Source organism: Halomonas sp. BC04 (assembly GCF_000568385.1).
The window spans coordinates 1-11,532 of sequence record NZ_AZQX01000007.1 but is presented as its reverse complement, the minus strand read 5'-3'; the positions used below and the strand labels follow the sequence as shown (position 1 = coordinate 11,532).

Below are 11,532 nucleotides of genomic sequence, written 5' to 3'. Positions count from 1 at the left end.
ATGCCGAGCTGGAGTGGCCGATCAATATCCTGATCGCCGCGGTATGGGTCAGCTATGCCATCGTCTTCCTGATGACCATCAAGCAGCGCAAGACGTCGCACATCTATGTCGCCAACTGGTTCTTCGCTGCCTTCATCTTGACAGTGGCCGTGCTGCATATCGTCAACAACGCGGCCATTCCGGTCACCGCCATGTACTCGATCTCCATCTACTCCGGCACCATCGATGCCATGGTGCAGTGGTGGTACGGACACAACGCGGTGGGCTTCTTCCTGACCGCCGGCTTCCTCGGCATGATGTACTACTTCGTGCCCAAGCAGGCCGAACGCCCGATCTACTCCTACCGACTCTCCATCGTCCACTTCTGGGCGCTGATCATGATCTACATGTGGGCCGGCCCGCACCACCTGCACTATACCGCCCTGCCCGACTGGGCCCAGTCGCTGGGCATGGTCATGTCGATCATCCTGCTGGCACCCTCCTGGGGCGGCATGATCAACGGCATGATGACACTCTCCGGCGCCTGGCATAAGCTGCGCACCGATCCGACCCTTCGCTTCCTGGTGGTTGCCCTGTCATTCTACGGCATGTCCACCTTCGAAGGGCCGATGATGGCAATCAAGACAGTCAACGCACTGTCTCACTACACCGACTGGACCATCGGCCACGTCCATGCGGGTGCGCTGGGCTGGGTGGCCATGATCACCATCGGCTCCATGTACCACCTGATTCCGCGCCTCTTCGGCCGCACCGAGATGTACTCGGTCGGGATGATCGCGGTGCACTTCTGGCTGGCCACCATCGGCACGGTGCTCTACATCGCCTCCATGTGGGTCAACGGCATCCTGCAGGGCCTGATGTGGCGCGCCATCAACCCCGACGGCACCCTGATGTACACCTTCATGGAGTCCGTCGAGGCCAGCGGCCCGGGCTATATCGTGCGTCTGATCGGCGGCCTGTTCTGGATCATCGGCATGCTGATCATGGCCTACAACGTCTTCAAGACCATCCAGCGCAGCGAAGCCGTGCAGCATCCGATTCCGCAGACCGCCTGAGCAACCGGGGATACCGACACCAATGAAACACGAGATTGTCGAAAAGAACGTTGGCCTGCTTGCCGTGCTGATTCTGGTGGCGATCAGCTTCGGCGGCCTGGCCGAGATCGTACCGCTGTTCTTTCAGAAGCAGACCACAGAGCCGGTCGAGGGCCTGCGCCCCCTCTCCGCACTGGAACTGGAAGGCCGTGATATCTATCGACGCGAAGGCTGCGTGGGCTGTCACTCGCAGATGATCCGCCCCTTCCGTGCCGAGACCGAGCGCTACGGCCACTACAGTGTGGCCGGCGAGTTCATCTACGAGCACAACTTCCTTTGGGGTTCCAAGCGCACCGGTCCGGACCTGGCCCGTGTCGGCGGCCGTTACAGCGACGACTGGCACCGCGCCCACATGTACAACCCGCGTGACGTGGTGCCCGGTTCGATCATGCCGGCCTACCCGTGGCTCTTCGAGCGCACGCTGGACGGGCGCGACACGCCCCGCAAGATGCAAGCCCTTCGCACCCTGGGCGTGCCCTACACCGACGAGGACATCGAGAACGCCACACGTGAGGTCCGCGGGCAGCAGGAAATCACCGCCCTCGTCGCCTATCTGCAGCAGCTGGGCACCGTGCTCGAAGGCACCCGTTGATCATGGATACCGGCACCTTTCGCGGCATCATCACCTTCCTGCTGATCGTCGCCTTTATCGGCATCACCTGGTGGGCCTACTCACGGCGGCGCAAGCCGGACTTCGACGAGGCAGCCCAGCTGCCCTTCGCCGACGACGATGAGATACCGCAACCAAACCGTGACAGCAACGCCTCGCCCCGCTCGAACCGCGAGCAGGACGACAACGGCGATTCCCGTACGAATAAGGGAGACAGGAACATATGAACAGATTTTGGGATGACTCCCTTTCCGGGTTCTGGAGCGCCTGGATCATCGTCATCACGCTGGGATCCATTGCCTTCGCCTTCTGGATCCTCTACGCCAACCGCAAGACCGACAAGGTGCCCGACGCCGATGGCAATGTAGAGACCACCGGTCACGCCGCCGACGAGATCGAGGAGTACGACAACCCCTTGCCCCGCTGGTGGTTCCAGCTCTACGTGGCCACCATCGTATTCTCGCTGGGCTACCTGCTCCTCTACCCTGGGCTAGGTAACTTCACCGGCCTGCTCGGCTGGACCCAGGAAGGCCAGTGGGAAGAGGAAGTTGCCAGGGCCGAAGAGCGCTTCACGCCGATTTTCGCCCAGTACCAGGAGATTCCGATTCCCGAACTCGCCCGGGACGAGGAGGCCATGCTGGTCGCCGACCGCATCTACCAGAACAATTGTGCGGTGTGTCACGGCGCCAACGCCCAGGGTGGCTACGGCTTCCCCAATCTGACCAATGACGACTGGCTCTACGGCGGCGAGCCCGAGCAGATCATGACATCCCTGGTCAGGGGCCGTAACGGTCTGATGCCGTCCTTCCAGACCCTGGGTGCGAACAACATCGAGAACGTCACTCAGTACGTTCTGTCGCTTTCCGACCTCGAGCATGAAGCCGAGCGCGCCGAACAGGGTGCTGCGGTCTATGCCTCGGTCTGTGCCGCCTGTCATGCCCCGGACGGTACCGGCAACACCGCGCTTGGCGCGCCCAACCTGACCAATGACATCTGGCTTTACCAGATGCCCGGCCAGAGCGTTGCCGACTCGGTGCGGCAGACCCTGCGCAACGGTCGCAACGGCCATATGCCGGCTCAGGAAGCCTATATCGGTGCAGAGCGTGTCCATCTGGTCGCCGCCTACGTCTACAGCCTGCGTTTTCGCGACTGAGGGCGTATCCAAGCGGTAGGAGCCTGTCGGATTTGACCGATCGTCGCGAGAGATTTGGGTTTCGAGACAAGTTTATCGATCTGATGAGGCGAATAGCCCGCTATTTAACGAATCAGATCGAATGAAATTGGCCGAAAGACCGGATCTCGCAGTAGATCAGCGTTAAGTCCGACAGGCTCCTAGGGTGCGGCCTGGGGTCGCACCCTTTCTCTTGGTGACCCGGCATCGATACAATGAATACGTTTCACTGCCTCCCTTCTGCGGGCCTTTTCTGCCCGCCACGAGTCCGCCATGAGTAAAAAGATACCTGCCCGTGACGTGACCCCGGATCCCGTGGGCCACCATGAGCCACGACCCACCGTCCAGCAGGAAATGTACGCCAGCCGACGCCATATCTATGTGCGCGAGATCAAGGGACTATTCCAGCGCCTCCGCCGCTCCGCCAACTGGCTGCTGATGCTCGCCTTCTTCGGCCTGCCCTGGGTACAGTGGACGATCGTCCGCTTATCTGGTTTGACCTGCCGGGGCGGGAGTTTCATATCTTCGCCGCCACCTTCTACCCCCAGGAGTTCATCCTGCTGTCGTGGCTGCTGATCATCTGCGCCTTCGGTCTGTTCTTCATCACCGTCTTCGCCGGCCGCGTCTGGTGTGGCTACACCTGCCCCCAGAGCGTCTGGACCTTTCTCTATATCTGGGTCGAGCATCGCCTGGAGGGCTCCCGCAACCGGCGCATGAAGCTCGACCGCCAGCCCATGAACCTGGACAAGGCATGGCGCAAGACCGCCAAGCACATCATCTGGCTAGCGATCGCCCTGGCCACAGGGGTCACCTTTGTCGGCTACTTCACGCCGATTCGTGAGCTGGTGGTGGAGCTGCCCACTCTCCAGGCCCACGGCTGGGCATACTTCTGGTCCGGTTTCTTCCTGGTGTTCACCTATCTCAACGCCGGCTGGCTCCGCGAGCAGGTGTGTATCTACATGTGCCCCTATGCCCGCTTCCAGGGGGTGATGTTCGACGCCGACACACTCATCGTCTCCTATGACGCTGCCAGGGGTGAGCCTCGCGGCGCCCGCAAGCGGAGCCTCGACCACCAGCAGGCACGGGAGGCCGGCTACGGAGACTGCATCGACTGCGATCTCTGTGTTCAGGTCTGCCCCACCGGCATCGACATCCGTGACGGCCTACAATATGAGTGCATCACCTGTGCCGCCTGCATCGATGCCTGCGATAGCGTGATGGACAAGATGAACTATCCGCGGGGGCTGATTCGCTACACCACCGAGAATGCCCTGGAAGGCAGGCCGTCGCGTATCCTGCGGCCACGGCTGATGGGCTACCTGGCGGCGCTGCTGGTGATGGTCGGTCTCTTCATCTGGGCTCTCAGCGACCGCATGCCGCTGGACTTCGAGGTAGAGCGAGAGCGCGGCCAGCTCTACCAGATGACCCGTGAGGGCCGTATCAGCAATGTCTTCACCCTGACACTGCGCAACCAGGATCGCGAAGACCATGAATTTCGTCTCGAAGTGAGCGGACTTCCCGGGTTGGAAATCGATACCGATACGCTGCGTGTTCCGGCCGGTGCCTCGCGCAGGTTCGCGGTGCAGGTCACCGCCGACCCCGACGTGCTCGAGCTGCCCAGCCACCCTATCCAGTTGCACGTGCAGTCCCAACAGAACGAACGCATCGCCCTTGAGCGCGACACCCGCTTCATCGGTGAAGCACGGAGATGACCATGACGACCCCTACCCCCTGGCACAAGCAGTTCTGGCCCTGGTTCCTGCTCGGCCTGCTGTTCACCTCGATCTTCGGCAGCTCGACCCTGGCCGTCATGGCCGTGCGAACCGCCGACGGGCTGGTACAGCAGGACTACTACGAGCACGGCCGGGCCATCAATATGGTGCTGGCGAAGCAGCAGCGCGCCCATGACCTGAACCTGGCGGCCGAGCTGCGCATCGATCCGATGACCAGCGACATCATTGTTCAACTGCAGGGTGACGACCGGCCCGAGCGGCTGTTTCTCAAGCTGATCTTCCCCACCCAGGGCAATCGTGACCAGGAGATGACCCTCGAACACGTGCGGGATGGGCGCTATCTCGGCCAGGCCCCCGATAATCTGCGCTACCGCTGGTACCTGCAGCTGCACCCCAGCGAGGTCGAGCCGGCCTGGCGCCTGGTGGGTGAAGGCAGCTTTCCCAGCGAGGACGAATTCGACCTGACGCCTGGCATCGTGGACCGCGGCTGATGGCTTGCGTATCGATACACTCCCTCGAGCGGCCATGAGCCAGAGCGCCACCACGGCTGAGTACGCGCTGGCGGACTGCTATCACTGCGGCAGCCAGGTCCCGCCAGAAGCCCCCTGGTCGATCACCATCGACGACCGGGCCCACCCGCTTTGCTGCCCGGGCTGTGAGGCGGTGGCCCACGCCATCGTCAACGGCGGGCTCGAGAGCTATTACCGCTTTCGTACCGAGCTTCCCGAGCGCCCCGACGACCGGCAGAAGATCAAGGCCGAGACCTGGGCCGTCTTCGATGACCCGGGGCTGCAACGGGAGTTCGTCCACCCCGAAGGCGACAATGGCCTGGTGCGTGCCACCCTGGCGGTGGACGGCATCACCTGTGCGGCCTGCGCCTGGCTGATTGAGCATCGCCTGAACGCACTGGAAGGCGTCGGAGTCAGTGCGGTCAACCTCAGCCACCACCGGGTTCGCGTGACCTGGGATCCGTCCCGACTCAAGCTATCGCGCATCCTCGCCGAGATGGCCGCCATCGGCTATGGCGCCCAGCCCTACGAGCCGGATGCGGCCCAGCAACGGCTGCAGTTCGAAGAGCGCATGACGGTACGTCGCCTGATCATCGCCGCCGTCGGCATGATGCAGGTGATGATGTTCTCCATCCCCATCTATGTGGCAAGTCCGGGCGAGATCAGCGATGACTTCTACGCCCTGTTCCACTGGCTCTCCTTTGCGCTGGCCACGCCGGTGGTCTTCTTCTCGGCCATGCCGTTCTTCCGTAACGCCGTGCGCGACCTGCGCACCCGGGTGCTGGGCATGGACGTGCCGGTCTCCATTGCCATCGGCGGGGCCTACCTGGCCAGCGGCTACGCGGTGATCACCGACACCGGCGAGGTCTATTTCGACTCGGTGGCCATGTTCACCTTCTTCCTGCTTTTCGGCCGTTATGTCGAAGCTCGGGCCCGTCGGCGCAGCGGCCATACCGGCAACGCCATGGCCGGCGCCCTGCCGCTGTCGGCAACGCGACTGACCGATGACGGCGAAGAGCGAATCCTGCCGGCCAGCGAACTCGCTACCGGCGACCGGATCGTGATCAAGCCCGGGCATGGCGTACCCGCCGACGGCGTGATCGAGGAGGGCGAGTCGAGTCTCGACGAGTCGATGCTCACCGGCGAATACCTGCCTGTCACCCGTCGCGTGGGCGACAGCGTCGTGGGCGGCAGCCAGAATATCGAGAGTCCGTTGACGGTAAGGGTCACCCACGCCGGCAAGCAGGCCCGGGTAGCCGGCATCGTCGATCTCACCGACCGCGCCTTCGCCAGCCGACCGCGGCTGGCCCAGATGGCCGCCCGCATGTCCCACCTGTTCGTGCTACGGCTGCTGCTGGTGACCACCTGCGTCGCCATTGCCTGGTGGTTCATCGACCCATCCCGGGTACTCTGGGTCACGCTGTCGGTGCTGGTAGTGACCTGCCCCTGCGCCCTGGCACTGGCCACCCCCACGGCACTGACCGCCGGCCACGGCCAGCTGCGCCGCCGGGGCGTGCTGATCACCCGCGCCGATGCCATCGAGTCGCTGTCCCAGGTGGATCGGGTCATCTTCGACAAGACCGGCACCCTGACCAGCGGCGAGATGCAGCTGCGCGAGACCCGGCCGATGGAAAGCCTGTCGGTGGAACGCGCACGGGTTATCGCAGCAGCCCTCGAGGCACACTCCGAGCACCCCATCGCCCGAGCCTTCCGCCCCTGGCACCAGGCTACCGTCAACGCCAGCGAGCGAACGAGCCACACCGGGCAGGGCGTCCAAGGCATCATCGATGGCCGGCTCTGGCGACTGGGTCGTCACGAATTCGCCGCACCGCAGCAAAAGCTGGCCCTTCCGGAAGCGGGTCAGTGGCTGCTGCTCAGCGAGGATGGCGAGCCCCGCGCATGGTTCGCACTCCATGACCGGGTCCGGGAAGACGCCGCCGCCACCGTGTCGGCGCTCAAGGCCCGCGGCCTGTCGGTGGAACTGCTCTCCGGCGACAATGCCAGCGCCGTGGAAGGTCTCGCCCATTCACTGGGCATCGACGCCTGGCGTGCCGCCGCCAGTCCCGAGGACAAGCTGGCCCATATCCGCGAGTGCCAGGAGCGCGGCGAGAAAGTGGCAATGATCGGTGACGGCATCAACGACGTGCCGGTTCTCGCCGGGGCCGACGTCTCGATCGCAATGAACGGCGCCACCGACCTGGCACGCACCAGCGCCGATGCCGTCTTGCTCAGCCCCCGGCTGATACGTATCGTCGAATCCATCGAGATCGCCAACGCCACGCGCCGGATCATGCGCCAGAACATGATCTGGTCGGTGTGCTACAACTTCTCGGCGCTACCTTTGGCCGCCATCGGTATCGTGCCGCCCTGGGTGGCGGCCCTGGGGATGTCGGCCAGCTCCCTGGTGGTGGTGGGCAATGCCCTTCGCTTGAGCCGCTATCGCACCGCACCGTCCCCCGTCCCGGCCAACTCCCCTCGCCTGGTGAACGCATGACCATTCTATATATGCTCATACCGCTATCGTTGATCCTGCTCGGATTGGCGGTCTGGGCCTTCTTCTGGGCCGTCAAGAACGATCAGTTCGAGGACCTGGAGGGGCCGGCGCACCGCATCCTGTTCGATGACGATGAAAACGACCTGACGCCGGAGGCCCGGGAACAGCGTCGCAAGGCTGCCAGGCACAGAGCCGACGCTCCTGATGACGCCGAGCACCCCGACCGCTGATGGATCCCACCGGACTCGGCCTGCCACCGCTGCTGGCAGCCTTCGTTTTCGGCCTGCTCGGCGGCGCCCACTGCATCGGCATGTGCGGTGGCATCATGAGCGCCCTCACCTTCGCGGTCCCGCCCAGCATGCGTAGCCCGGTGCGGCTGACCGGACTGCTGCTCGGCTACAACCTGGGGCGAATTCTCAGCTACATGGCCGCGGGTGCCTGGTGGCTTCACTGGGCACGGTGATCGCCCTATCCACGACGGCGAGAGTCGCACTGCAGCTGTTTGCCGCCGTGATGCTGATCCTGATGGCGCTCTACATCGCCGACTGGTGGAAAGGCCTGCTCAGGGTGGAGGCCGTGGGCAAGCGGCTGTGGCGCCACCTCGAGCCCTTCGGCAGGCGCCTCATGCCCGTCGTCAGTATGCCCCAGGCGATCGGCCTCGGGGCGATCTGGGGCTGGCTGCCCTGCGGCCTGGTCTACTCGATGCTGGCCTGGAGCCTGGCCTCCGCGGACCCCGTTCGCGGTGCGCTGCTGATGGCAGCCTTCGGGCTCGGCACCCTGCCTGCCCTGCTGGTCACCGGCTTTGCCGCGCGCCAGCTGGGGGCGCTGATCCGACACCGGGCCACGCGAGCCCTTGCCGCCCTATCGATCATTGCCTTTGCCCTATGGCAGCTCGCCTCGCTGCTGCCAATCCACACGACCCACTGATTTGCTAACGACTGCGCTCATTGCGACTTCGCTTGACGCAGCTCAAACCGCGCAGGGTGCGCTACCGCTAGCATGAGGGCAACTTACGAGACGCCGGAGTGTCTTCATGTCCGTCCCCGCGATGTCCCTCCATGGAATGATGGCCGATCCCTTCGCCTGGGACGAAGACCTGCTGCGCCGTTATGATATCCATGGGCAGCACTACGCCTCGTTTCCGACGCCAGCTTCCTTCCAGGAAAAGGTCGGCGAGGTGGATTACCAAAGGGCTTTGGCGAACAGCAATGACAGCGGCCGCCCCCTTTCGCTGTATGTCCATCTCCCGTTCTGCCGCAAGGCCTGCTATTACTGCACCCGCAACAGGGTGGTCACCAAGGCCACACGCCTCACCGAGCCCTACCTCTCCCGGCTCGACCGGGAAATGGTCCTGGTCAGGTCGCATCTCGATACGCGCAGGGAGGTCAGCCAGCTGCACTGGGGCGGCGGCACACCCACGTTCTTCAGCCTGGACCAGATGAGCGACCTCATCGACCGCCTGGACGCCCGCTTCGGACTCTCCAGCTCCCGGGAGCGCGACTATGCCATCGATATCGACCCCCGAGAGGCCGATGTCTTTACCCTGCGTCACCTCCAGGCCCTCGGCTTCAACCGCCTGAGCCTCGGTGTCCAGGATCTCGACCCCAAGGTTCAGCGGGCCATCAACCGCGTACAGCCACGCATCCTGACCGAAGCCCTGCTCGATGAAGCCGACCGTCTGGGCTTTCGGTCGCTGAACCTCGACCTGATCTATGGCCTGCCCTTCCAGACCCGCGACAGCTTTGCCACCACCCTGGAACAGGTCATCGCCATGGCACCGGCCCGTCTAACGCTGCTCTACTACGGTCCGATGTCACAGCAGCTTGCCCCCCAGCAACGCATCCGTCGGGAAGACCTGCCCGGTCCGGAAGAGACACTGGCCATCCTGCGAACCAGCATGACCCTACTGACCGATGCCGGCTACGTGCATATCGGCATGGGCCGCTTCGCCCGGCCCAACAACAGCCTGGTTATGGCCCAGCGCCGAGGGACGCTAAGTTGCGACTATCAGGCTATACCAGTCACGAGCGGTGTGATCTGGTAGGGCTTGGGGTTTCGGCCATCTCTCATGTGGACGGGCTGTATACGCAGAATCACACCAACCTGAGCGCCTACGAAGCGGCCCTGGATGCCAGCCGTCTACCGACGGCACGAGGCCTTCGCCAGACCTTCGACGACCGGGTCCGCCACCATGCCATCGAGCGTCTGCTATGCGACATGCAACTGGACCTGGATCAGTTGGAGGAGAGCTTCGGCATCGACGCGCAGCGCTACCTGGCGGACACTCTGGCCCGTCTGGAAACGCTGGCCCGGGACGGCCTGTTGGCATGGCATGGGAAACGCCTCGTTGCCACCCCGATCGGACGGCTGCTGATTCACCATCTCGCCATGGCCTTCGATGCCCACCCACCTCATCAGCCGGATTCACGCAATTCCTGAACGCTTCAGCTAGCCCGACAAATTGATCCAGTGAATTGGCTCAATATATCAATGTGTTGCGACCAATCGTCACAACGGGCATTCTCCCGGGCCAAAGAATGCTCCATAATGCCTCTATGATCACGATCAAGGAGGTGACCATGGCTGTACAAACGGCCAACGCGGTCGACAAGCGGCGTTCCCTGCTGCATGAAACCCGCTGCCAGAATTGCAGCCTGAGTTCCCTGTGCCTGCCGCTGGCGCTCGAGCTTGAGGATATGGAGCAGTTCGACGCCATCATCCGCCGCCGCGCACCCCTGAAGAAGGGCGAATCCCTGTTCCGTCAGGGCAGCGCCTTCAACAGCGTCTATGCTGTACGTTCCGGCAGCCTGAAGCAGGTCACCACCGAAGGTTCCGGCGACGACCAGGTCACCAATTTCTACCTCCCCAGTGAGCTGGTCGGTCTCGACGGTATCGATGAACAGGCCTACCCCGGCAGCGTGATCGCGCTCGAGACCACCACGGTCTGCGAGATCCCCTTCGACCGACTCGATTCGCTATCCGAGGTCTTGCCGGAGCTGCGTGGCCAACTCTACCGCAGCATGAGCAAGGAGCTGAGGGACGACCGGCGCATGATGCGCCTGCTGTCGCGAAAGACCGCCGACCAGCGCCTGGCCAGCTTCTTCTCCAGCCTCTCTGACCGCTTCCGTCGTCGTGGCTACTCCCCCTACAGCTTCCGACTCTCCATGTCGCGGGCCGATATCGGCAACTATCTGGGCCTGGCAGTGGAAACCGTCAGCCGGATCCTGGGACGCTTCCAGCAGCAGGGGCTGGTGGAGGTCTCCGGTCGCGAAGTGAATATCCTCAACCTGGAAGCTCTGCTTGCCCAGGCACAGGAAGAACACTGAGCCCAGGACGCACATGACTCAAGAATCGGCCCGTCGAGCAAAGCGCGACGGGCCGATTCTTTATCATTCCCTGACGATGTCGGGTTAGACGGGAGCGACCGGGCCTGTTCAGTCCCGGGTCAGGTCGAGGGCATCGATTTGATTCGCCTGACGCCTGGCCTGCTTCTCCTCGAGGCCGGCAAAGTCAAACAGCTCTCGGTCCGCCAGCTGCGAAGGCGCCACATTGGTCACCGCCTTGAACATGCTTTCGAGCCTCCCGGGGTGCTTGGCTTCCCACTCGGCCAGCATCTCCTTGACCACCTGGCGCTGCAGATTAGGCTGCGAGCCGCACAGATTGCAGGGAATGATGGGGAACTCCATCTGCCGGGAAAACTCGGCGATATCGGCCTCGCGGCAATAGGCCAGTGGCCGGATCAGGATGTTCTTGCCATCATCGGACAGCAGCTTGGGCGGCATGGCCTTGAGGCTGCCACCGAAGAAGAGATTGAGAAACAGCGTCTCGAGAATATCCTCGCGATGATGCCCGAGTGCGATCTTGTTGGCACCGATCTCCTCGGCAAATCCATACAGTGAGCCGCGGCGCAGCCGCGAGCAG

The 11,532-nt window shown here is 63.4% G+C and carries 10 protein-coding genes and 3 pseudogenes; 12 read left to right on the top strand and 1 reads right to left on the bottom strand.

What is annotated here, in order from left to right; translation table 11 throughout:
* The 12 genes and pseudogenes from ccoN to fnr form a co-directional block, all read left to right on the top strand.
* Positions 1–1,055: cytochrome-c oxidase, cbb3-type subunit I (ccoN, locus tag Q427_RS00885; protein ID WP_043510282.1), on the top strand; the 1,055-nt coding region annotated here is incomplete at its 5' end.
* A 22-nt stretch (positions 1,056–1,077) separates the two neighbouring features.
* A complete protein-coding gene (ccoO, locus tag Q427_RS00880; protein ID WP_043510281.1) occupies positions 1,078–1,686 on the top strand; it encodes a cytochrome-c oxidase, cbb3-type subunit II in 609 nt (202 codons plus the stop codon).
* Positions 1,687–1,688: 2 nt separating this feature from the next.
* Positions 1,689–1,931, top strand: coding sequence for a CcoQ/FixQ family Cbb3-type cytochrome c oxidase assembly chaperone (locus Q427_RS00875; protein WP_043510279.1), 243 nt, complete (start codon positions 1,689–1,691; stop codon positions 1,929–1,931).
* Positions 1,928–2,857 carry a cytochrome-c oxidase, cbb3-type subunit III gene (ccoP, locus tag Q427_RS00870; RefSeq protein ID WP_043510277.1) on the top strand — a complete coding sequence of 310 codons (930 nt, stop codon included), beginning with the start codon at positions 1,928–1,930 and terminating at the stop codon, positions 2,855–2,857. Before Q427_RS00875 ends, ccoP begins: the two co-directional genes overlap by 4 nt.
* Positions 2,858–3,148: 291 nt before the next feature.
* Positions 3,149–4,587: pseudogene (gene ccoG, locus Q427_RS00865) on the top strand (cytochrome c oxidase accessory protein CcoG).
* Entirely contained in the window at positions 4,584–5,099 is a 516-nt protein-coding gene (locus Q427_RS00860; RefSeq protein WP_043510276.1) for a FixH family protein, read from the top strand. The pseudogene ccoG and the gene Q427_RS00860 overlap by 4 nt, the downstream one beginning before the upstream one ends.
* Positions 5,100–5,133: 34 nt before the next feature.
* Positions 5,134–7,611, top strand: a complete 2,478-nt coding sequence (locus Q427_RS00855) for a heavy metal translocating P-type ATPase (RefSeq protein ID WP_043510275.1) — start codon at positions 5,134–5,136, stop codon at positions 7,609–7,611.
* A complete protein-coding gene (gene ccoS, locus Q427_RS00850; RefSeq protein WP_043510274.1) occupies positions 7,608–7,841 on the top strand; it encodes a cbb3-type cytochrome oxidase assembly protein CcoS in 234 nt (77 codons plus the stop codon). Before Q427_RS00855 ends, ccoS begins: the two co-directional genes overlap by 4 nt.
* Positions 7,841–8,538: pseudogene (locus Q427_RS00845) on the top strand (sulfite exporter TauE/SafE family protein). The gene ccoS and the pseudogene Q427_RS00845 overlap by 1 nt, the downstream one beginning before the upstream one ends.
* Before the next feature lie 106 nt (positions 8,539–8,644).
* Positions 8,645–9,655, top strand: a complete 1,011-nt coding sequence (gene hemN / locus Q427_RS00840) for an oxygen-independent coproporphyrinogen III oxidase (protein ID WP_331280499.1) — start codon at positions 8,645–8,647, stop codon at positions 9,653–9,655.
* A 26-nt stretch (positions 9,656–9,681) separates the two neighbouring features.
* Complete coding sequence (locus Q427_RS35880) at positions 9,682–10,050, top strand: hypothetical protein (RefSeq protein ID WP_331280498.1); 369 nt, start codon at positions 9,682–9,684, stop codon at positions 10,048–10,050.
* A 140-nt stretch (positions 10,051–10,190) separates the two neighbouring features.
* Positions 10,191–10,937 carry a fumarate/nitrate reduction transcriptional regulator Fnr gene (gene fnr, locus Q427_RS00835; RefSeq protein WP_051496017.1) on the top strand — a complete coding sequence of 249 codons (747 nt, stop codon included), beginning with the start codon at positions 10,191–10,193 and terminating at the stop codon, positions 10,935–10,937.
* Positions 10,938–11,045: 108 nt separating this feature from the next.
* On the opposite strand, the pseudogene Q427_RS00830 reads toward fnr, so the two are convergent.
* Positions 11,046–11,532 (bottom strand): annotated as a pseudogene (locus Q427_RS00830) (ATP-binding protein); the annotation flags it as partial.

Bases quoted from the DNA above. Each gene is read 5' to 3' on its own strand.
- ccoO (WP_043510281.1), top strand. From the start codon at position 1,078: ATGAAACACGAGATTGTCGAAAAGAACGTTGGCCTGCTTGCCGTGCTG.
- Q427_RS00875 (WP_043510279.1), top strand. From the start codon at position 1,689: ATGGATACCGGCACCTTTCGCGGCATCATCACCTTCCTGCTGATCGTC.
- ccoP (WP_043510277.1), top strand. From the start codon at position 1,928: ATGAACAGATTTTGGGATGACTCCCTTTCCGGGTTCTGGAGCGCCTGG.
- Q427_RS00860 (WP_043510276.1), top strand. From the start codon at position 4,584: ATGACCATGACGACCCCTACCCCCTGGCACAAGCAGTTCTGGCCCTGG.
- Q427_RS00855 (WP_043510275.1), top strand. From the start codon at position 5,134: ATGAGCCAGAGCGCCACCACGGCTGAGTACGCGCTGGCGGACTGCTAT.
- ccoS (WP_043510274.1), top strand. From the start codon at position 7,608: ATGACCATTCTATATATGCTCATACCGCTATCGTTGATCCTGCTCGGA.
- hemN (WP_331280499.1), top strand. From the start codon at position 8,645: ATGTCCGTCCCCGCGATGTCCCTCCATGGAATGATGGCCGATCCCTTC.
- fnr (WP_051496017.1), top strand. From the start codon at position 10,191: ATGGCTGTACAAACGGCCAACGCGGTCGACAAGCGGCGTTCCCTGCTG.